This is a genomic window from Chryseobacterium sp., assembly GCF_022869225.1.
Classification (GTDB): Bacteria; Bacteroidota; Bacteroidia; order Flavobacteriales; family Weeksellaceae; genus Chryseobacterium.
Genome location: NZ_JALIHL010000001.1, coordinates 4,708,402 through 4,730,206, shown reverse-complemented (window position 1 = coordinate 4,730,206; position 21,805 = coordinate 4,708,402). Strand labels below are relative to the sequence as shown.

Here is a 21,805-nt window from a genome sequence, read left to right as displayed (position 1 = left end):
TGGCCTTGTCATGATGAGAATCAGAAGCTTCAAAAGACTATCTTCAATCTGCGGATGAAAAGATATACGTTCTTATTAGGAAGCTTAATCGGTCTTTTTTAAACGTACTTCAGGGAAAATAAGGTTGAGGAAACAGAATATCAGCAGAACATTAAACTCTATGCCATTGGTTCCGCCCCCTACTACAAACCATCCGTTTTGCCAGTGGATATAATAAATGCCAAAAACAAATATGAGGATATTGCCTATTGCGACGGGCCTGATGTACCGGTCAGTCCAGAGTAATGCTACGGAAAAAAGATGGGTCAGCTTCACGGCCCAGGCCACATAAAGTCCTGCCGGATGAAACCCTATTGTATCCAGGTATAGATGTCCAAAATTATTGACATCGCCACTACAAATGGAAATCACACTATGCATTAGTAAAATGACTGACAGCGCAACACGAAGGAAGAAACTCTTTTTCATACATCCAAAGTATGAAGTCCGGAAATATTTTATGATAACCTGTATATCAACTGCATTAAAAAAAAGATGAAAGCATTTTTTACCCTGTTTATACAAAGAGAAACTGTTCGTGATCCGGTCTCTTGTTATCCTATATTTTATTTCAGAATATTCCTATACCAATCCTTTTGGAACACTCGCAGCTAAAAAAAGAGGCTATCTCACTTTTGAGACAGCCCCCTTTGAAATATTATTATCCTTTTTGATCTTAATTCCGGTTTAAATTTTTCTTTAAAAACTCCTCCAAATCTTTACCATGAAGATTTTTAGCCAAAATGGTTCCCTCTCCGTCTATAATGACATTAAAAGGGAGTTCATCAATTTCATACGTTTTAGCCACAGGACTTTTCCAGAATTTCAAATCACTGATCTGTATCCAGTGGATGTTGAAACGGTCTATTGCTTTCTGCCAGCTTTCTTTATTCTTGTCAAGAGAGACCCCGAGAATCTCAAACTTATTATTCTTCACCTGTTCTGCATAGGTTTCATACAGTGTTTTCAGTGCCGGCTGCTCTTCTACACAAGGAGCACACCAGGTAGCCCAAAAATCAATCAATACTAATTTTCCTTTTAAAGTGGAAAGCGCAAATGAAGTTCCATCAGCTTTGGACATGGTAATCTCAGGGGCCTTCTTCCCTGCTTCTATTTTACTTTGAGCAAAAATACATCCCGAGAAAACAATTAAAAATAATAGGGTAAAACGACTCTTCATATTAATCATTTGTAGGGTATTCTTTATCCAGCCAATCTGTTTTTATATTTTTCGGAAGATTAAGAAGTTTGGCGTTTTTAAAGCCCATTTCCATCAGCAATCCAAATGCCGGGCGGATATTCGGACATTTCACAAAAGGACAGCATCCGCAATAGATTACGATTTCTTTATCTTTAGGAACATTGTTAAGGTAGTTTCTTAATTTTTCCAGATTTTCAGGCTCATGGGCAGGTCCTATATCTACGGAACCTTTGATAATGGCTTCCGGACCTACTGAAATAATCATGAGATCCTTTGTTTTTTTCTTTACAATCCTGGATGCCAATAAGGCAGGATCCATCAGCTGGCTGGCTGTCCAGGGATCCTGTTTTTGCTGTGCCTGGCTCAGCATAGAGCAGACAAAGCACGCAATGATAAACAAATACTTCATACTTCTATTTTTCACAAAGATAAACATGTTTTATGGAGCTTTGTGCCGTTTAATAAGGGAAATTGCTTATTTATGACTGTGTTTTTATTTTAAAATCAATATTTTTTGGGCATAATATGAATAATATTAGCAGCGCCGGGTTCTATGATTAACTGGATTCCGGCTTCCCTTTCATGCTCACGCCCCTGAATAGCAGAACCAGCTGCCAGGGTCAGCTTTCCCTGGAAAACAGGATGCGGAGGACTGAGGGAAATTTCAATTTCTTCCTCAAGTTGTATGATAATTGATGCTGCTTCAATAAGCTGTCGTGTGCCGTCTTTGGCCACCGCAAATGCTTTATAGGGCTGAACGTCCTTCATGTATGACTGTTTAAATTAATTGTATTCCTGGGATAAATGTACTTGTTTCTGTTGATACAGAATACGGTTTTCAGAGAAACATTTCCTTCATTGGTTTTAAAATGCCTGCTCTTTTTGCACTTTAGAGTATTCGGAAGCACTGGAACTCAGCAAAAATGCTCACATATTGTTTAAAACAGGTTATTATAAATGGCCGCAAGATTATCAACAGCTGAGCGAAATAAGGCCTACGTTACATTTGAAATGACAGATTAGCCGTACAACCGTCCTGGTTTTTACTATGATTATTGAAAATTTTGAATTGCTTTTACCCGTTTGAATGCAAATATTTTATACATTTAGGTAAAGTATTATGTAATAAAACGTTCTCAAATATGGAAGAAAAATTCCAGCCTGATGCGATTATCATAGGAACCGGATTGGCGGGGCTGACTGCCGCTATGGAAATAACCAATGCCGGGAAAAAGGTTCTCTTATTGGATCAGGAAACCGAACAGAATATAGGTGGCCAGGCCTTCTGGTCATTTGGAGGCCTTTTTCTGGTCAATTCCCCGCAACAGCGTAAAATGGGGATCAAAGACTCTTATGAACTCGCGTTACAGGATTGGAAAGGAACGGCAGGGTTTGACCGTAAGGAGGATTACTGGCCCCGGCAGTGGGCCGAGGCTTACCTGAAATTTGCAGCGGGTGAAAAATATGAATACATTTCAAGATTGGGGATCAAACTTATGTTTATGGTCGGCTGGGCAGAACGCGGCGACGGATCAGCCAATGGACACGGCAATTCTGTGCCCCGTTTTCATGTCAGCTGGGGAACCGGCACAGGGGTGATAAAGCCTTTCGTTGATAAAGCTTACCAGGCCCGGAAAAAAGGTCTCCTACAAATGAAGTTCAGGCATAGGGTAACAGAATTGATCCTGGAAAATGGGAGAATAGCAGGACTTAAAGGCGATATCCTTGAGAATGATACCCAGGAAAGAGGTGCTGCCACCAATAGAGAGGTGATCTCTCAATTTGAATACACTGCCCCTCATATTGTTATTGCCTCAGGAGGAATTGGAGCCAATCACGAACTGGTCCGGAAAAACTGGCCTGAAAGGCTCGGACAGGCTCCGGAAAATATGGTGTGCGGGGTTCCTGCCTATGTAGATGGAAAAATGATCGGCATTGCAGAGCATATTGGAGCCCATATTATCAACCGCGACAGGATGTGGCATTATACAGAAGGTTTACAGAACTGGAATCCGATCTGGCCTAATCATGGAATAAGAATATTGCCGGGACCGTCTTCCCTGTGGTTTGATGCTAAAGGAAAACGTCTTCCCCCTCCATTTCTTCCGGGATTTGACACATTAGGAACTTTAAAATACATTCAGGATACCGGATTTTCCTACTCCTGGTTTATTCTGACACAGAAAATCATCAGGAAGGAATTTGCCCTTTCAGGTTCAGAACAGAATCCTGATATTACCAATAGGAACTACCCTCTCTTTCTGAAAAGAATCTTTGGTAAAAAAGCACCCGGGCCGGTGGAAGCTTTTAAGGAACATGGAAAAGATTTCATTGTATCCGATAATCTGGAAGATCTGGTAGAAAAAATGAACCGGCTGGCCGGCAGCCATCTTTTGAATTATGAAAAGATAAAATCACAGATCGAGGCCAGAGACAGAGAACTTGACAATAAATTTTCAAAAGATACCCAGGTCAATTATATCCGGAATACAAGAAACTATTTAGGCGATAAACTTGGGCGTGTGGCGGCACCGCATAAAATACTTTCTCCCGAAAACGGACCTTTGATTGCTGTTCGTCTTAATATTCTTACCCGGAAAACATTAGGCGGGATCAAAACCAATCTCAACGGCCAGGTTGTAAGAAGTGATGAAACGGTCATTGAAGGATTGTATGCAGCGGGAGAAGCTGCAGGATTTGGCGGAGGTGGAATGCACGGCTACCGCGCATTGGAAGGTACGTTTCTCGGAGGATGCCTCTTTTCTGGGATGAAGGCGGGAAAGTATATTGCAGGATTATAATGGAATCATTCAAATCTAATATGAAAATGAATACCTATTTTAATGATAAAATAGTTTGGATTACTGGTGCTTCATCAGGAATCGGAGAAGCTTTGGTCAGACAATTGGCCATACATACGAATGCCACCATTATTCTTTCATCAAGACATGAAGATCAGTTGTATTCAGTCGCTGAAAAAGCCGGGCTTGCAGTCAATCGCTATGCTGTAATTCCCTTAGATCTTTCCAATTATAAAGAGATGCCCGCTATTGCTGCAAAGGCAGTAGAAAAGTTTGGCAGGATTGATATTCTCGTCAACAATGCCGGACTTTCTCAACGTTCTTTAGCGATGGAAACGGATATAGAAGTTGATAAGCGTGTGATGGATATTGATTATACCGGAACAGTCGCCCTTACCAAAGCGGTGGTTCCCTATATGATCAGAAACGGTGGCGGGCAGATTGCTGTTGTATCCAGTCTTATGGGAATATTCGGAGCCCCGATGCGAAGCGGATATGCGGCAGCAAAACATGCACTGCATGGCTTTTTTGATGCTTTGCGTGCAGAATTATATAAGCAAAAAATTGAGATTACAATTATTTGTCCGGGATTTATACAGACTGACATTTCCATACATGCGGTGACAGGTGACGGTTCAGCACAGGGAACTATGGATCATGCGACGATGAAAGGAATGCCGGTCGATCTTTTTGCTAAAAAAATGCTCCATGCGATCGGCCGGCGAAAAAAACAAAAAGTTATAGGGGGAAAAGAAGTCGCGGCGGTTTATCTTAAAAGATTTTTCCCGGGATTATTGGCAAAGGTGATTCGCAAAGCAAAAGTAGTTTAAACTCTATAGCGGCTTCCGGAAGATCATACCGGTCATGGAAAATCTTCCCTCCTCATTGGGAGCGGTCCGGCTGCCCATCACTTTCTTCTTTTTAATGAACAGAGGCTTCAGTGTTTTATCCCGATTGGTCATTTTTTCTGAAATAGTCATTGAAGACATGTAGACGGCAGCCAGAGGTAAGTAACAGTTTTGTGCTTCTCAGGGTTATCATTTACTGTTTATTTTAAAAGGAAGCTTCCTTATTATGCTTTCTCTGTGAGATGATAATCATCAGAACCATTAAAGCGAGGGAAATCATAGAAGCGTTCAGGGTTCCGAGGTCAAGACCTCCTTTGGCAATAGGCTTGGTTAAAAGGTCTCCAAAGGTTGCTCCGAAAGGCCTTGTGAAGACGAATGCAATCCAAAACAGGATGACGTGATTGATCTTTGTAAAATAATGAAGAACAACCACAATCAGTATGATCAGTCCGGTTATAAAAGCGCCCGTCAGGTAACCCATGCCCAGATTATCACTCAGGAAATCTCCAAAGGCTGTTCCGAGGCTGTTTGAAAACAGGATGGCAGTCCAGTAATAAAGCTCTTTATTTCTTTCAAAGATTGGATAAACCTCCAGATTCTTATATTTTTTATACCATAGGAAAAGTGAAATCACAAGTCCTGAAAACAGGATCAGGCTGCCTATTAGATAACCGGTTTTCAGCGTTCTGTCAATGAAATCTGAAATTTCCGTACCCAGGGTTGTCGTTCCAATAATGACCATCCAATATACCGCAGGAATATATTTTTTAAGAATGAGCTGTAATGATAGCACAAAAATGAAAAATAACAGGGTCACGAAAATTCCCGTAGCATACCCTAAATTAAGCGTCATAGAAATAAAATCTCCCAAGGTTTCTCCCAAGGTGGTGGCTATAATCTTCATCAGCCAGAAAAGTATGGTGACGGATGCTACTTTATTTGCTGTTCTCATCTTGATTTATATTTTTAATTAATAGATTATCAGGGCTTTATCGGTAATCAATGGGAGTCATGCATCAGGCTTTAAATTTGGTAAGTACATTATTTTTATAACAATAGAATTCGTGGGTGACCTCTTTTCCAAAAGCAAACACTTTTTCTATATGAACTTCGTCATAGTATTCGTTTAAGATGTGGTATTGATCTTTAAGCTTTCCGGACAGCTCTTCCGGGGATATACTTTTTTCAATTTCCAATCCTTTATTGGTCTTATATTCAAGTGCCAAACGGGTATTTCTCCACGACATAGCATACACCTTTTTGTTTTCTGTAGCCGATGCATTCACCACAACCTGATCCTGTTGTATAATTTTACCCGTAGTGCTGGTTAATAATGTAATTCCGGAAACCACCATCGCCATATAACCGACTTTTCTGAACAGGTTTTCACTGAGATGCGGAAGAATATATTTTACGGTATAGGAAGACACTATTGCTGCAGCTGCAATCGCAACTCCCAGCCATAACGCTGTTTTGGAATATAGTCCCAACGAAATATAGATGATCAGTTTAATAAGATGGAGACCTACTTCATTGGCAGCCCGGGTAGCTACGATTTCTTCTTTTTTAAGGCCTAATTTCAGATAAAAGCGGTTAAAAAGAAGTCCGACAGCGCCAGTGATCCCCGAAATAAAGCCTGCCGTAAAACCAATAACGGCCAATGCAGATTTGGGATAGGATGTACCTGTTTCTTCTTTTTTATTTTTTGAAACAAAAAGCTGTGGCAGATTGGCAATCAGAAAGAAGGCAACAACAAGCTGAAGGTAATTTGGATTTACATATTTAATAAGATAGGCTCCCAGCAAAACTGCGGGTATCGAAAACGGAACAAACCATAAGAATATCTTCCAGTTGATATGTTGTTTAAATACGGCTATCCTGGAGGCAGAGCTTGTTAAAGTACCGATGGTTAACGAAAAAGGAACCAATGATGTAGGAAGCAATAGGTTCAGGATAGGAATCAAAATAAGACTTGCACCACCACCACTGATAGCGCTGATCCAGAAGGCAAGTATCGTTCCTGCGAATAAAAGGACAATTTTTAAAATCATTTCCAAATAAAATTTAGACTTTCGTCTATTTTCAATACAAAGGTGCAACCTGATTTTGAAGAAATTTTGAATTCCTCCCTCATTTAGAAATGATTAATTTAATACCCTGAAAGTAAATATATGATACGGAGTATAGGTCCGGCTGATTTGAAATTGAAACAAAAAAGATCAGTTGTCAAGGTAACTGATCTTTTATTCTTTTTCAATTTCCGGGTTTATTATTTACCTGTGGGAGTCTGTGCTTTTTCGTAGATAAGACCTGCAGTTTTCAGTTCCTGCCAAAAGTCAGGCGGAATAGTTGTTTGCAGGGATTTTATATTGTCATGTACCTGCTCAGGCCGGCTTGCTCCCGGAATAATAGAGGCAAACTCATCAGCAGCCAGTACAAAATGAAGAGCTGCATCTATAATATCTATATCATATTTTTTGGCAATAGCCGCAATTTGTTCACGCTTTTTATGCATTCCTTTCGGGATTACATCTTTATAATTATACCGTTCCCTTCCTGCAATATACCCGGAATTATATCCTGCTCCTGAAACGAGTTTTACTCCTGCTTTTTTAACCGCGGGAAGAAGCCTGTCAACGGCATCTTCATGTTCCAGAATGGAATATTGTGTTGCAGAAAGACAGATATCCGGATCTGCTGATTCTATACAGTCCAGAATAGGTTCTATTTTATTGACGCCCATTCCCCAGGCTTTAATAATACCCTGATCCCGGAGTTCGGAAAGCACTTTAAAAGCCCCTTTCCTGGCCTGTTCCAGGAAGTATGGATAGCGGTCACCCACCTGATCCTCAGACAGGTCGTGGATATACACAATATCAATATGATTCAGTCCGGTCCTTTGCAGACTGTCTGCTATAGATCTTTTTACAGCATCGGCTGTATAATCATGCCTGAAATCATAATTCAGAGGCTTTTTCCACATGGTGGGAGGCACTTCGGATTCCGGGACTTCATGAAACAGTCTTCCTACCTTCGTTGAAAATATAAAATCATTTCTGTCTTTATCTTTAAGAAAATTTCCAAACCTTCTTTCACTTTTGGTAAGGCCGTACCAGGGAGAAGTATCATAATATCTGATTCCAATATCCCATGCGGCCTGCAGTATTTCATTGGCCCGTTCATCCGTAATATTTTCAAAAGCGGTCCCTATCGCTACTCCGCCTAGCCCAAGCTGGTGTTTTTCTGTTAAAATGTCTGTTTTCATATTGATTTATTTATAGTGTTGGACAAGATATAAACTGCAAACATCGTGCAGACTCGGTAAAAAGGGATTAAGGGTATTCATTCTTACAAGGCATTCCTTCAGACAGGGATTTTGATTTTTCTTATTTTATGTTAAATGTTCGCGTTTCCATTTATTTGGTCCTGTTCTTGAATGAGATACAGGACACCATTTCAATATCCACTTAATATGAAAAAGCACATTCTAATCGTAGGAGGAGGATTTGCCGGCATTAATCTTGTCAAATCTCTCAAAAATGACAGCCGGTTCAGAATTACCCTGGTTGATAAAAATAATTATCATTTTTTTCCACCGCTGATCTATCAGGTGGCAACCTCTTTTATAGAGGCTTCTAATATCAGCTATCCTTTCAGAAAATTATTTTCAGAAAATAAAAATGTGAAGTTCCATATGGGAAGCCTGATCAGGGTAAATCCTGACCGCAAAACAATAGAAACAGATACAGGAAATCTGAATTATGATTATCTCGTCCTTGCGTTGGGAACAGAGTCTAATTTTTTTGGTATGGAAAATGTGCAGAAATGTGCCCTCCCCATGAAAAGCATTGAAGAAGCACTTTATCTCCGGAATCATATCTTGCTGACCCTGGAAGAAGCAGCCCGGAACAAAGACATTAAAGAAGCTGAAAAATTACAGAATATCGTTATTGCAGGAGGCGGCCCCACAGGAGTAGAACTGGCGGGAATGCTTGCAGAGATGGGAAAATATATTGCTCAAAAAGAATACCCGGAAATCAAACTAAGCCTTTCCAGTATTTACCTGATCGATGCTCTTCCTTCCCTGCTTTCGCCAATGAGTGAACTGGCTCAGAGAAGTGCCTATGAAAAACTGCAGGAACTGGGTGTTAAAATTCTTCTGAATGTTGCGGTAAAAGATTATGTCGATTCCAAGGTTATTTTGAGTGACGGAAAAGTGATAGAAACAGAAACCCTGATCTGGACTTCCGGAGTAGTAGGCCGGGAAATCCAGGGATTACCTGAAGAAAGTATAGGAAAAGGCCGGCGAATATTGGTAGATGCCTACAATAAAGTGGAAGGGGTAGGAAATATCTATGCATTAGGAGATATCTGTCTTATGCTTTCAGAAGAAAAATATCCGAAAGGACATCCTCAGCTCGCACAGGTCGCCATACAGCAGGGCAAAAACCTGGCTGCCAATTTCAAACGGATAGAAGATGGAAAAGTACTGGAGCCTTTCCGGTATCATGATAAAGGAAGTATGGCTATCATTTCAAAATACAATGCAGTCGTAGATCTTCCCAAATATTCCTTCAAAGGATTTACAGCCTGGCTTACCTGGCTTTTTATTCATATCATTCCGCTGGTGGGCTTCAGAAGCAAAATACAGCTTGCTTTGGACTGGTTCCGTTTGTTCATCACCAACAATCCTTCCATCAGATTGATTCTTTTTCCGAAAAGAAATACAGGAAACGGATGACCGTTCAGCTGAAAATAATCATTCCAATTCACCTTTAAATTATAGTATTATGAAAAATCGAAGAAAACCCCCGTTTTTTGGAGAAACAGTTGTTATTACCGGTGCGTCAAGTGGAGTCGGTAAGGCTACCGCAGAAGCATTTGCGAAACAGGGAGCAGATCTTGTTCTGGCTGCACGCGGAGAAGAAGCACTTAAAGAGACGGCCGAAATATGCCGGAAACTCGGCGCGGCAGTTATCGCTGTTCCTACAGATACCTCTGTAGCTGAGGAAGTACAGCATCTCGTTGATGAAGCTATTGAATTTAGCGGGAAGATCGATTACTGGGTAAATAATGCAGGAGTATTGGCCTTTGGCAGATTTGAAGATATTCCGGTGGAGGTTACAGACCAGATCGTGAAGACGAATCTTTTAGGATATATGCATTCAGCACATGCTGTTCTCCCTGTATTTAAGCGTCAGAAAAGAGGTGTTTTACTTAATAATATTTCAATTGGAGGATGGATGCCGGCACCTTACGGAACAGCCTATACAGCTTCAAAATTTGGTGTTCGCGGGATGGTGGAGACTTTGCAGGGCGAGGTTTCAGATTTTCCGGATATTCACATTTGTGCCCTTTATCCGGGATTTCAAAAGTCTGCAGGCATAGAGCACGCAGCCAATTATTCAGGAATAGCGCTCCGTACTCCTCCTCCTTCATTTGATCCTCGAAAATTGGCTGATTCAATTGTAAAAACGGCCAAAAACCCTGCAGAAGCTTCTTATCCGGACTGGTCTGCTGTTGTTTTTAAAAATGTATATGAAATATTTCCGGGACTCATCCGCTATATTTCGTCTGCAGGAATGAGATGGGTAATGAAAAAAGCCGATAAAAATGAAAATACCGGCGGAAACGTAATGGAACAGTCAAAAGGAAATATGGAAATTGATGGAAAAACACTGCTTCCGGTTTCTCCCAAGACCTTAACGCTGGCAGGTGTGGGAATCATTGGTGTTGTTGCACTGGGATTGCTGTTTTCCGGAAGATCAAAGAGAATTGGATAGTTCCGGCCAAACCAGAGAAATCTTCAGCCCTCCGCCCTAGATACCATGAAATCTTTGTGGTTAAACCATTACCCTATAATGAAGGTATTTAAAAAGGAAAGTCAAGATCAGGTATTTTTTAGGCAAACAAAGTTTTTCATCATATCTTACTTCTATATTGATTCTTAATCGTTTAACAACACATGAATAAGTTTAAAATAAATCAATTTAGGAGTTTTTATAAGATATTTCATAAATTTACGCTGCTGTATCAATTTAAAGCAGCATTAAAACTTTTCTAAGGTGAATATCCACAACAAAAAAAAATACCTGAGCTTCCTTAAATTTAAAAGAGATTTCCAGAAATACGGATTGGAAAAAGCACGCAGTTATGAGCTTATTCTCCACTGGCTGAATAACAGATTAAGCCGGAATCAGTTTCTTGTGCTTTCCGGAATTCTTGTAGGCTGTACAGCAGGTCTTGCGGGGGTGATTCTCAAAACATTGGTACACAATATCCATTATTTTATCACCAGTAAAGTTCATTTTGAATACCAGATATTATTTTATATTGTTTTTCCATTCTTAGGAATTGTGCTGACCACATTGATTGTTCTGACCTTGTTTAAAGGGCAGGACCGAAAAGGAATCGGTGCGATTCTGTATGAAATTGCCCAAAACTCCAGTATCGTAGCTTCTGTTAAGATGTATTCTCAGGTCATACAGAGTGCGATTACCGTTGGATTGGGTGGATCTGCAGGTCTGGAGAGCCCGATTGCTGTTACCGGAGCGGCCATAGGCTCAAATTATGCCCAAACCTACAGGCTCAGCTATAAAGAACGCACTTTATTATTGGCGGCAGGAGCTACGGCGGGGATTGCCTCTGCATTCAATGCGCCTATTGCCGGAATTATGTTTGCCTTTGAGATTCTGCTGACGGGAGTGGTGTTTACAGACTTTATTCCCCTGGTAGTTGCAGCCGTTTGCGGAAGCCTTCTTTCAAGAATTCTGCTTCAGGAAGATGTTCTATTCAGATTTTATACCCGGGATCCTTTTAACTATAAAAATGTTCCGTATTATCTTATCCTTGGAGTGGTTACCGGGCTCTATGCCCGTTATTTTGTATTCATTTCTCAAAAAGTGGAACATTTTATAAAAGGGCTCCAGCTTTCCCGAATGCGTAAAGCAATGTTTGGCGGGGCTGTCCTTTCCCTACTTTGTGTTCTTTTTCCTCCCTTATTCGGAGAGGGGTATGAAACGGTGAAAGCTTTTACCAATGGAAATACCTATTCGATTATTGAACACAGCTTTTTCAGATATTTTGAAATCGGAGACTGGACGATCATTATATTTTTAGTTTTGGTATTGCTTTTAAAAGTATTCGCCACCTCTTTTACGATATTCAGCGGTGGAAATGGCGGAAATTTTGCCCCTTCCCTTTTTGCGGGCGGTACTTTAGGGTACTTATTTGCATTGGTGTGCCAGCATATAGGGTTTACGGAAGTTCCGGTAACCAACCTTGTCCTTGTAGGAATGGCAGGTGCCATGAGCGGCGTACTGTATGCCCCGCTTACAGCCATATTTCTGATTGCAGAGTCCAGTTTTGGCTATGACCTGTTTATTCCTTTAATGATTGTTTCCATAATGTCTTATTTGATTGCCAAATGGTTTTCTCCAATCTCTCCGGAATTAAAATCTCTTGCGGATGAAGGCAAAATATTGACCAATAAACATGATAAAAACCTCCTTTTTGCTTTAAGAACTGAAGACTTTATTGATAAATATTCACAGACGATCAATGAAAACGGTTCTATTGCCGAGCTCTTTGAACTGGTGAAAAACGGGAATAAAAATATCTTTGCTGTAGTGGATGACCACCGAAAACTGAAAGGAGTTCTTACCTTAGATGATATCAGGCCCTATCTCTTTAACCAGGAAATTGATTCTTCACAGATGGTTGTGCAGGTGATGAAAACACCGCCTGCTATACTCCACCGTGAAAATAAGCCTCTGGAAATTCTTCAGACCTTTGACGATACAGGAGTTTGGAACCTCCCCGTAGTAAGTGAGAACAATGATTTTATCGGATTTATTTCAAAATCCTCCATCCTGATGAGTTATAGACAGCTGCTGAAAGAGTACTCCGACTAACTGCATAGATTAAAAGAAATCCGTTCAGTACTGAACGGATTTCTTTTAATCTAATAATGATGGTTAACAAATTAGTTGCTTGCTTTATTAAGCAAATCGATATCTTCCTGATCTAAAACAAGCTGAGGAGCGTTGAACAAGGTTTCAAGCTGTGATGCACTCGTTGCACTTACAATCGGTGCTGTGATCTGTGGATTGGCTAATAACCACGCTAATGCGGCGGTTGCCTGGGTGGTATGATGCTTTTCACTGACCTGATCCAGAGCTTTTAAAACTTCCAGCCCTTTAGAATTCAAATATTTTCTTACGCCTTCTCCTCTTGCACTTTTTGTAAGGTCTGCCTCATCACGGTATTTCCCTGTTAAAAAACCGGCTGCCAAAGACCAGTATGGGAATACACTTAAATCAAACTGCTCTACCAAAGGAGCATAGTTTTTTTCAAACCCTTCCCTTTCCAGTAGATTGTAATGCGGCTGTAAGGCAACATATTTAGGAAGATTATTCTTTTCGGCAGCTTCAAAAGATGCTTTTAAACGTTCCGGAGAAAGATTGGACGCTGCAATATACCGTACTTTTCCAGCTTTAATAATCTCATCATACGCAGATAAGGTTTCTTCTACCGGAGTGGTGTGATCATCAAAATGAGTATAATAAATATCTATATGATCCGTCTGAAGCCTCTGTAAAGATTCATCTACTGATTGTAAAATATGCTTTTTACTGATGTCAAAACCATGTTCTTTTGTTTCAGAACCTACTTTGGTTGCCAACACAATATCTTTGCGGCTGGAACGGCTTTTCATCCATTTTCCGATAATCTCTTCAGACTGCCCGCCTTTACCGTTTACCCACCATGAATAAGTATCTGCCGTATCTATAAAATTGAATCCTGCTTCCGTAAAGCGGTCTAATATATCAAAGGACTGTTTTTCATCCAGTGTCCATCCAAAAACATTTCCTCCAAAATTGATAGGAGCCACTGCCAGATCCGTATTTTTGATCTTTCTTTTTTTCATAAAAATAATTTTACTAAGTAGCCTCTAAGGTAAGGATTCCTAAAGAGGATTGCAGATTCAAAATAGCCATACGGGTAATAGTTATTATAAATGGAAGTCCCTGTTATTCCTCAGTTTTTTAGTGTATACATTAAATTCTGCCCAATAAAAACAGCCTTACTCTGAAGGCTGTTCTGTAGCTGTCAATTAAAAAGACAGGTTACTTCTCAATCTGAGGAATCTCAACAGCGGTAAGCATCAGTTTGTATTCCTGCAGTTGATGATTGATGGTTTGTAATCCACTTCTGAAGAATGATGATGTTTTAAATAAGTCATGATAGTACTCAATACCGTCAAGCATATTCTTTTTGAAGGCATTCCATTTTTTGATTGGGAATGAGTCATTTCAGCGGGTGAGTGGCTTATTTCTTTCTTCAGGTAATCAACATACATTTTCAGTTCGTTGATAAACATATGAGGGCGGTGGTTATCCGAAAGAATATTGGTATTTCCATAGATATGGTTTACCATCTCCGAAAGACTGACTTCTCTGTCAAAAAAAGCAATATTAGGACCCGGGCATATCACAACGCCCTGTTTTTCACCTTTGATTTCGATATTCTGTTCCATATAGGCTGCATTCACAAGTCCCACGCACAGACAGGCTTTATCTGTAATTTCAGATTTTCTTTTATCAAACTCATCTGCCGTTAGTATTTCACGGTCAGCATGAAGTTCTTTTAATCTGATCTCCTGATATTTTTTGGAGGCGGTACAGGTTCCTTTAGGCGTAAACTCTTTGCTTAAGGCCAGCAGCTTTTTGGGGCATGAACTTCCGTATTTTCCGTCAGCTTCTTTCTGTCTTTTCAGGATCTCATTAGATGTTCCTTTTACCGTATTGAAGGGCACTCCCAATGGAGAAAGGTTACTCAGATAAAAATCCTGCTCTTTAGACTGTGCCAGCAGGTTTCTGGTTTCTGGATCTACAGAAGTTGCTTCCGGGACCAGTAAAAATGGTGATCCCCATCCTACACTGTCCACATCATAATTTTCAAGAAGAAACCCGTGTTCCTCGGAAGTGCCTACACCGCCCTGAACGGTAATTTTCATGGCTAAAGGTTCGGAAACGACAGGTTTTCCCTTTTGTTCCAAAGCTTTGATCATTAAAGTATGAGCCGATTGTATCAGGTCATTTTTTTTCTGCTTAAATTCTTCCATAATAGGACCAAGCAGCATACCTTCCGTCGCAAATGCATGCCCTCCGCAATTCAATCCTGATTCTATCCTGTATTCTGAAACCCACAGTCCTTTTTTAGCGAGGAAATTTCCCTGGATCATCGCAGAACGAAAATCACTGACTTTGATGATGATTTTCTTTTTTAAAACCCCTTTCTGATCCGGGAAGAAATCTTCAAATTCTTCGATATAGCTGTACAGACGAGGATTCATCCCCGCAGAAAGAACCATGGAAGAACACAGTTTGCTTTGGGCAAATCCGCGTAATGAAGCATGGGCATCGTTATAGATGACAGGAAGCTGTTCGCCTTTTTTATAGTTGTCTTTATCAACTTTGGTCATGATGTTGACATCAATACTTCCCGGCTTTAGATTAGATTCGATAAAATTTTTAATAGCAGTGCTCCAGTTCTCTTTTTGGCTCACCAGGGTCTGAAGACTGCTTTTTAGATCGGAAGTATTGGGCAACATGGCCATAAAATCCTGTAAGGCCTCTTTGTTTTTGCTGATTTCGTGTTTGAAAGATTCAAATTTTTCATTCACGATATCATCCACCATATCCAGATAGGCTGTAATTCTTTTGGCTCTGTAGTCTTCCGTTTTTGTTGAAATTCCTAAATAATTGAGATTGAACTTCTTATTATAAAAGTTCTTCATTTTTTCCAGAATTTCATCATCAATAATGGAGATCACAGAAGATATTCCATACTGGGCAACGCGAATCGGGCTGTCTATTGTATAGGCCAATCCCATTACCGGAATATGGAAATTGTGTAACGGTTTAGTTGTCATTATATTTCAATAAAAGTTATTTCCTTAATGCAACTAAAAATTCCTAAAAAACTAATTCACTGCCTAAATGTATTATTTTAAAATTAATTATGCATTAAATACTAACTGCAATATTGAAAATATGTTAAATATCATTATGTACAGTCCACGAATGCCCGGATTATTTTATTTATCTATTTGTGGCTATACCACTTTACATTCCTGTTCCAGAAGGTCTTTTCTGCTTTTATTAAAAAAAATGAGTACAAAAAAGGCCGTTTCATTTATGTTGAACGGCCTTTGACAATACAATATAGGGTTAATTATTCTGCCTTATTCTTAAGCATCATCAGAAGACTGTAAGCTCCTTTCTGTACGATTTTCTTATCCTTTAAAAAGTCTGCTTTTAAAATCTCTGTGAATTGGTCATCTGAAATTCCGGTGGTTACCGGAATCATTTTATAATTTGACTTTCCGAGATCTTCAAAAACGTAATTTTTATTTTCAAAAGAAACGACAGCTTCATTCGGCAATCCCATGGTATATCGGCTGCTGATGTTTACTTCGGCATTGATGTACATTCCTTTTACAAACTCGGAATGTACGGAAGAAAGTTTTGCTACTGCTGTCGCAGAACCTCCGTTTTCAATACTGGGAACAACACTGACAATTTTGGCATTTGACCTGACATCAGGATTCTGATTATTGTAAACTAAAATTTCCTGGCCTACTTTTACATCATTCACATCATTTTCAAAAACCTTTAATTCTAACAGTAAGCCGACAGGGTTGATCAGTTCAAATAAGGTGTCGGCAGGATTGATGTACTGCCCGTTATTCACCAGAATCTTACTCACAAAACCGCTGAATGGCGCATAAATATTGATTCTGCTTCTGATGTTTCCGGTTGTTAATCCTTTAGCACTGATCCCTATGATCCGCAGTTTTTCTTCAAGTCCTTTTAACGTGGCGTTCAGAGTGGCATATTCTGCCTGGGCGGTCTGCATGGTCTTGTCGCTGCTGGCTTTGCTGGTATTAAGGTCTTTTTGGCGGTTGAAGTTCAGTCTTGCTGCTTCAAGCTGGGCCTTTGTTACCAGATAATCCTGCTGGAGCTGGATGAATTGCGGATCTTCCACCACTGCCAGCACCTGTCCTTTTTTGAAATGGCTTCCATTGATCACGTGGATAGACTTGATATGGCCTCCCATAATACTGGAAACAGAGCTGATGTGGGAAGGTGCGATCTCAGCTTTTCCATTCAGCCGTACCAGTTTTTCCATATTCCTATTCTGCACCGATGTCACTGTTATTCCTACAGACTGAAGCTGTTTTTCTGTAAGATGTACTGTGTTTTCAGTACTTTTACTAAACTTTGTATTTTCGTAAACGGTTTTTTCCTCCTCTTTTTTTCCTGAACATGAAGATAAAATAAGAACCAAAGAAAGGCTGTATATTGATATTTTTTTGAAATGCATGACGCTGTTATTTTGAAATTAAGAAATTAAGTTCCGCCCCGATCTGATTGAGTCTTTCCAGTTGATCAATGTAATCCACTTTTGTTTTTACAGCCTGATTGACCAAAATAACCCAGTTCAGGTAATCAATTTCTCCGGCTTCCATCTGTTTTTGGGCGGTTTTTAAAATAATTTCAGACTTTGGGAGCTGTTTTTGTTCGTAATTTTCAATGATTCTCTGTTGGTTTATATAGGTATTGAGTTGCTGTCCCAGCCTGTTTTTAAGTTCAATTTCTTTTCTGTAATATTGATTTTCAGAAATGGCAATCTTTGCCTGTGCTGCTTTTGCCAATGCTCTCTGCCCTTTTGTAAATAATGGGATTCCAACACCAACCTGTACTGAATTAAAGCGGTTGTTGTTAATGTTTTTCATACTCTGATTGGTGTACCCTATAAGAAGTTCAGGAAGTAATCTGCTTTTTTCAAGCTGTACTTGTGCCTCTCCCACTTTGATCTGCTGTTGCAGGTACTGAAGCTCAGGATGCTGCTTTACCCTATCTTCTGAAATCTGAAGACTGATATCCATTGTCGGTTTGTCGGCAACAGGTTGGTAAGACTGCTCAGACTGAAGGAGCAGCTGAAGCTGAAGTTTTGAGATATTCAAGTCATTCTCAAGCGTGTTCAGCTGCACCTTGATCTGTTCATTCTGAATTTCAGCAGTAGATTCCTCCAGGATATTGGCTTCCCCTTTTCTTAATCTCAAGCTTGCTTTCTCGGCAAAATTGTTATACAGCCTGCTAATATATTCCAAGACCTTTTTCTTCTCCTGAAGCACCAGAATTCTATAGAAAACATCAGTGACTTCTTTGGTCAGCTGAGTTTTTGTCAGGCTTTGATTGATTATACTTGCGGTCCATTCTGCATCCAGCATCTGTTTTCTTTTTGAATAGACCGTAGGAAAACTGAACCTTTGGGAGATTCCGAATGAGTTATCGGTTTCTTCACCCTGAATTTGTCCGAATCCGCCGGTAACTTCCAATTGAGGGATATCCAGATAACCGGCCTTTAATTTTTCCTGGTATTCTGATATTAATTTTGAGTTTTTAAGGGTTCCGTTCTGCTGAAAAGCTTTTTCCAAAGCCTGCTCATAGGTAATGTTCTCCTGAGCCTGGAAACTTCCGAAAGAAAGCAATACCAAGAAAACAGACCGCTTTTTAAAGTTTATTTTTTTAGAAAATTTCATTTTACCTGTATTAATATGTTCAAATAAGACGTAGAGAATGGGAAGTACGAATAAGGTTAAAAGAGTTGCCAGCATCAGCCCGCCGATCACAACGGTAGCCAACGGCCTTTGAACTTCAGCTCCTGCTCCGCTGCTCAGGGCCATGGGTAAGAATCCCAAAGAAGCCACAAAGGCAGTCATTAAAACCGGACGAAGCCTGATTCTTGTTCCCATCAGGACGATTCTGCTGGTATTGCGTATTCCGTTATTTTTCAATCGGTTAAACTCTGATATCAAAACGATTCCGTTAAGTACGGCAACTCCAAACAGAGCGATAAATCCTACTCCGGCACTGATGCTGAAAGGCATTCCTCTTAGTGCGAGAAAATAAACTCCGCCAATGGCAGATAACGGGATGGCCGTATAGATCAGCAGACTGTGTTTTACAGATCTGAAAGCAAAGAACAGCAACAGGAAGATCATGACCAAAGAAATAGGCACTGCAATACCGAGTCTTGCTTTTGCTTCATTTAAATTCTCAAATGTACCGCCATAGGAAATAGTGTATCCAGGGGAGAACCTTAGGTTTTTGCCTGCTTTCTGCTGAAGTTCTTCTACAATAGTCTGCACATCCTTTCCTCTTGCATTAAAGCCCACGATGATCCTTCTTTTGGTATCTTCCCGTTGAATCTGGTTCGGACTGTTTTTAAGCTCTACTTTAGCCAGTTGGGATAATGGGATCTGCTCTCCCGAGGCAATGGGTACCAACAGGTTTTGGATGCTTGTCAAATCTCTTTTATATTCGCTGTCCATTCTGATAACAATATCAAATTTTTTCTCTCCTTCATATAAAGCACCTGCGGTCTGCCCGGCAAAAGCCATATTAATAACTCTGTTGATCTCTTCAACAGAAATATTATAGCGTGACAATTCTGAACGATTGTAATCAATAACCACCTGTGGTGCCCCTTCAACCGGTTCTATATAAAGATCCTGAGCTCCCTTTACCGTATTGATGATACTCCCCAGTTTTTTTGCATAAACTGTAAGACTATCGAGGTCTTCCCCATAAATTTTACATACCACATCCTGCCTTGCTCCGGTCATCAGTTCATTGAAACGCATTTGCACAGGAAACTGAAAACTGGTCGTTAATCCCGGGATAACGGTTAAAGCTTTACTCATCTTTTCAGAAAGTTCAGGGAATGATTTTGCAGATGTCCACTCTTTTTTAGGTTTTAAAACAATAATCATATCTCCTGCATCCATAGGCATAGGTTCCGTAGGGATTTCAGCGCTACCGATCTTCACAACGATCTTCTGTATTTCGGGAAACTGTTTCAGCAGGATGCCGGACGCCTGTGTGGTTACTTTTTTCGTTTCATTAATATTGCTTCCCTGAAGAATCCTCATTTCAACGGCAAAATCTCCTTCTTCAAGAGACGGAATGAATTCCCCTCCCATTTTTGATAGCGTGTATACTGCCCCCGTGAAAAGGATCAATACACTGATGATAATTGTTTTTCTGTATTGAAGAGCTTTCATCAGGAGTTTCTGATGGCCTCTTTCTACTTTGGCCATTACCCTGTCTGAAATATTGTCTTTTTCCTTTTTCTTTCTGCTCAGCACCAGAGCACTCATCATCGGAATATAAGTCAGAGAAAGGATAAACGCACCAATCAGTGCAAATGCTACGGTCTGGGCCATAGGTTTGAACATTTTACCTTCAATCCCCTGAAGTGTAAAGATCGGAAGGTATACGATCAGGATGATGATCTGCCCGAAAACCGCACTGTTGACCATTTTGGCAGCAGAGCTGGAAACCTGCCCGTCCATCTCCTTTTTACTTAGCATATTCTCCTTTCCGAAGTGCTTTTTATGGGAAAGCTGGTGCAGAACGGCTTCAACAATAATAACAGCCCCGTCTACAATAAGGCCAAAGTCCAGGGCTCCCAGACTCATCAGGTTACCTCCAACACCGAAAATATTCATCATAATAATGGCAAAAAGCATTGCCAGAGGAATCACAGAAGCGACCAGCAGTCCTGCCCTGAAGTTCCCTAAAAATAATACGAGAATAAAAACCACGATCAGGGCACCTTCCATCAGATTGGTCTTTACTGTGCTGATGGTATTGTTGACCATTTTTGCACGGTCCAGAAAGGGTTCTATCACTACACCTTCAGGTAAAGACTCCTGGATTTTTTCCAGCCTTTGTTTGATATTGGCGATCACTTCATTCGCATTCTCACCTTTAAGCATCAAAACAATAGCTCCGGATACTTCTCCGGTATCATTATAGGTCATTGCACCGTATCTTGTGGCAAATCCGATCTTCACAGACGCAACATCCTTGATGTGAACAGGAATACCTTCCTTGGTTTCAGCTACCTGAATGCTTCCAATATCACCGGTACTGCCTAAGAGTCCTTCACTCCGGATAAAAAGGACGGTTTCTTTCTTCTCAATATAGGCTCCCCCGGTATTCTGATTGTTTTTTTCCAAAGCAGCGAAAACATCATTGATATTGATATTGAATGCCTGAAGTTTATTTGGATTTATTGCTATTTCATACTGTTTCAGTTTCCCCCCGAAACTGCTCACATCGGCTATCCCTTTAGTTCCCAGTAACTGACGTCTTACCACCCAATCCTGAATGGTTCTGAGTTCAGTTTCATCATATACATTTTCATAGCCTTTCTTGGCTCTTACCACATATTGGAAAATCTCTCCCAATCCTGTAGAAATGGGTCCAAGTTCCGGTTTTCCGATTCCGGCAGGGATATTGTCCTGAACAAGCTGCAGGCGTTCCTGAACCTGTTGGCGGGCCCAATATACATCGGTATTATCATCAAAAACTACGGTTACCAGCGAAAGTCCAAACCGGGAAAGACTCCGGAGTTCGGTGATTCCACTGATATTACTGGCAGCCTGTTCAATAGGAAATGTGACAAGACGTTCTATATCAGCTGCCCCATATGAAGGTGCTGTGGTAATGATCTGAACCTGGTTATTGGTAATATCCGGTTGAGCATCAATAGGAAGTTTAGTGGTTTCATATACTCCAAAAAGGATGAGACCTGCTGTAAACAGAGCAATAATGAGTTTATTCTTGACAGAAAACTCAATAATTTTATTTAACATGAAAAAATTATTATTGGATAACCCGGGATGCTTTATAAAAGCGGTTTACACTTTAATTTTTAAGCAAAAGACACAATAAGACTTAAGTTTGAGAATCTTTGATTTTCTTCTTGCATGAACTTCTTATGTCGCCTTATTTAAACTTACTGAAGTGCTCTAAAGTATTTAAATAAAGCTTTTT

At 40.2% G+C, this 21,805-nt stretch carries 16 protein-coding genes and 1 pseudogene; 5 read left to right on the top strand and 12 right to left on the bottom strand.

The features are described 5' to 3' along the window. Positions 1–84 precede the first annotated feature (84 nt). The 4 genes from MUW56_RS22100 to MUW56_RS22085 form a co-directional block, all read right to left on the bottom strand. The gene (locus MUW56_RS22100) at positions 85–468 is read right to left on the bottom strand and encodes a DoxX family protein (RefSeq protein WP_292015234.1); all 384 of its coding nucleotides are present in this window, start codon (positions 466–468) and stop codon (positions 85–87) included. 247 nt (positions 469–715) lie between these two features. Beyond that, positions 716–1,219 (bottom strand): TlpA disulfide reductase family protein, encoded by a 504-nt coding sequence (locus MUW56_RS22095; RefSeq protein ID WP_292015233.1) that lies wholly within the window; start codon positions 1,217–1,219, stop codon positions 716–718. A 1-nt stretch (position 1,220) separates the two neighbouring features. Then, on the bottom strand, positions 1,221–1,649 hold the full coding sequence (locus MUW56_RS22090; protein ID WP_292015232.1) for a rhodanese-like domain-containing protein: 429 nt from the start codon (positions 1,647–1,649) through the stop codon (positions 1,221–1,223). 95 nt (positions 1,650–1,744) lie between these two features. After that, entirely contained in the window at positions 1,745–2,008 is a 264-nt protein-coding gene (locus MUW56_RS22085; RefSeq protein ID WP_292015231.1) for a hypothetical protein, read from the bottom strand. Positions 2,009–2,382: 374 nt separating this feature from the next. On the opposite strand from MUW56_RS22085, the gene MUW56_RS22080 reads away from it, so the two are divergent. Further along, the gene (locus MUW56_RS22080; protein WP_292015230.1) at positions 2,383–4,041 is read left to right on the top strand and encodes an FAD-binding dehydrogenase; all 1,659 of its coding nucleotides are present in this window, start codon (positions 2,383–2,385) and stop codon (positions 4,039–4,041) included. 26 nt (positions 4,042–4,067) lie between these two features. Further along, positions 4,068–4,871: an SDR family oxidoreductase gene (locus MUW56_RS22075; protein WP_292015229.1), complete on the top strand. Its 804-nt coding sequence runs from the start codon at positions 4,068–4,070 to the stop codon at positions 4,869–4,871. 3 nt (positions 4,872–4,874) lie between these two features. Here the strand turns inward: MUW56_RS22075 and MUW56_RS22070 are convergent, their stop codons facing one another. The 4 genes from MUW56_RS22070 to MUW56_RS22055 form a co-directional block, all read right to left on the bottom strand. Beyond that, entirely contained in the window at positions 4,875–5,021 is a 147-nt protein-coding gene (locus tag MUW56_RS22070) for a hypothetical protein (protein ID WP_292015228.1), read from the bottom strand. A 73-nt stretch (positions 5,022–5,094) separates the two neighbouring features. Then, on the bottom strand, positions 5,095–5,841 hold the full coding sequence (locus MUW56_RS22065) for a hypothetical protein (protein ID WP_292015227.1): 747 nt from the start codon (positions 5,839–5,841) through the stop codon (positions 5,095–5,097). A 64-nt stretch (positions 5,842–5,905) separates the two neighbouring features. Then, on the bottom strand, positions 5,906–6,940 hold the full coding sequence (locus tag MUW56_RS22060; protein ID WP_292015226.1) for a sulfite exporter TauE/SafE family protein: 1,035 nt from the start codon (positions 6,938–6,940) through the stop codon (positions 5,906–5,908). A gap of 218 nt (positions 6,941–7,158) precedes the next feature. After that, positions 7,159–8,154, bottom strand: coding sequence for an aldo/keto reductase (locus MUW56_RS22055; RefSeq protein ID WP_292015225.1), 996 nt, complete (start codon positions 8,152–8,154; stop codon positions 7,159–7,161). 207 nt (positions 8,155–8,361) lie between these two features. Between MUW56_RS22055 and MUW56_RS22050 the strand changes: the two genes are divergently transcribed. The 3 genes from MUW56_RS22050 to MUW56_RS22040 all read left to right on the top strand — a co-directional run bounded on the left by MUW56_RS22050 (position 8,362) and on the right by MUW56_RS22040 (position 12,802). Next, a complete protein-coding gene (locus MUW56_RS22050) occupies positions 8,362–9,630 on the top strand; it encodes an NAD(P)/FAD-dependent oxidoreductase (RefSeq protein ID WP_292015224.1) in 1,269 nt (422 codons plus the stop codon). 49 nt (positions 9,631–9,679) lie between these two features. Next, positions 9,680–10,672 carry an SDR family oxidoreductase gene (locus MUW56_RS22045; RefSeq protein WP_292015223.1) on the top strand — a complete coding sequence of 331 codons (993 nt, stop codon included), beginning with the start codon at positions 9,680–9,682 and terminating at the stop codon, positions 10,670–10,672. 282 nt (positions 10,673–10,954) lie between these two features. Continuing rightward, positions 10,955–12,802, top strand: coding sequence for a chloride channel protein (locus tag MUW56_RS22040; RefSeq protein WP_292015222.1), 1,848 nt, complete (start codon positions 10,955–10,957; stop codon positions 12,800–12,802). Between the two features lie 71 nt (positions 12,803–12,873). On the opposite strand, the gene MUW56_RS22035 is transcribed toward MUW56_RS22040, so the two are convergent. The 4 genes and pseudogenes from MUW56_RS22035 to MUW56_RS22020 form a co-directional block, all read right to left on the bottom strand. Then, positions 12,874–13,818 (bottom strand): aldo/keto reductase, encoded by a 945-nt coding sequence (locus MUW56_RS22035; RefSeq protein ID WP_292015221.1) that lies wholly within the window; start codon positions 13,816–13,818, stop codon positions 12,874–12,876. Positions 13,819–14,017: 199 nt separating this feature from the next. Next, a pseudogene (locus MUW56_RS22030) lies at positions 14,018–15,825 on the bottom strand (hypothetical protein). 302 nt (positions 15,826–16,127) lie between these two features. Further along, entirely contained in the window at positions 16,128–17,279 is a 1,152-nt protein-coding gene (locus MUW56_RS22025) for an efflux RND transporter periplasmic adaptor subunit (protein WP_292015220.1), read from the bottom strand. A gap of 7 nt (positions 17,280–17,286) precedes the next feature. Then, a complete protein-coding gene (locus tag MUW56_RS22020) occupies positions 17,287–21,624 on the bottom strand; it encodes a CusA/CzcA family heavy metal efflux RND transporter (protein WP_292015219.1) in 4,338 nt (1,445 codons plus the stop codon). Positions 21,625–21,805 lie beyond the last annotated feature (181 nt).

Excerpts from the sequence above, each read along its gene's own strand:
- MUW56_RS22025 (WP_292015220.1), bottom strand. The coding sequence starts at position 17,279 with ATGCATTTCAAAAAAATATCAATATACAGCCTTTCTTTGGTTCTTATT.
- MUW56_RS22095 (WP_292015233.1), bottom strand. The coding sequence starts at position 1,219 with ATGAAGAGTCGTTTTACCCTATTATTTTTAATTGTTTTCTCGGGATGT.
- MUW56_RS22060 (WP_292015226.1), bottom strand. The coding sequence starts at position 6,940 with ATGATTTTAAAAATTGTCCTTTTATTCGCAGGAACGATACTTGCCTTC.
- MUW56_RS22090 (WP_292015232.1), bottom strand. The coding sequence starts at position 1,649 with ATGAAGTATTTGTTTATCATTGCGTGCTTTGTCTGCTCTATGCTGAGC.
- MUW56_RS22085 (WP_292015231.1), bottom strand. The coding sequence starts at position 2,008 with ATGAAGGACGTTCAGCCCTATAAAGCATTTGCGGTGGCCAAAGACGGC.
- MUW56_RS22035 (WP_292015221.1), bottom strand. The coding sequence starts at position 13,818 with ATGAAAAAAAGAAAGATCAAAAATACGGATCTGGCAGTGGCTCCTATC.
- MUW56_RS22070 (WP_292015228.1), bottom strand. The coding sequence starts at position 5,021 with ATGACTATTTCAGAAAAAATGACCAATCGGGATAAAACACTGAAGCCT.
- MUW56_RS22075 (WP_292015229.1), top strand. The coding sequence starts at position 4,068 with ATGAATACCTATTTTAATGATAAAATAGTTTGGATTACTGGTGCTTCA.
- MUW56_RS22080 (WP_292015230.1), top strand. The coding sequence starts at position 2,383 with ATGGAAGAAAAATTCCAGCCTGATGCGATTATCATAGGAACCGGATTG.
- MUW56_RS22065 (WP_292015227.1), bottom strand. The coding sequence starts at position 5,841 with ATGAGAACAGCAAATAAAGTAGCATCCGTCACCATACTTTTCTGGCTG.
- MUW56_RS22045 (WP_292015223.1), top strand. The coding sequence starts at position 9,680 with ATGAAAAATCGAAGAAAACCCCCGTTTTTTGGAGAAACAGTTGTTATT.
- MUW56_RS22020 (WP_292015219.1), bottom strand. The coding sequence starts at position 21,624 with ATGTTAAATAAAATTATTGAGTTTTCTGTCAAGAATAAACTCATTATT.
- MUW56_RS22050 (WP_292015224.1), top strand. The coding sequence starts at position 8,362 with ATGAAAAAGCACATTCTAATCGTAGGAGGAGGATTTGCCGGCATTAAT.
- MUW56_RS22100 (WP_292015234.1), bottom strand. The coding sequence starts at position 468 with ATGAAAAAGAGTTTCTTCCTTCGTGTTGCGCTGTCAGTCATTTTACTA.
- MUW56_RS22055 (WP_292015225.1), bottom strand. The coding sequence starts at position 8,154 with ATGAAAACAGACATTTTAACAGAAAAACACCAGCTTGGGCTAGGCGGA.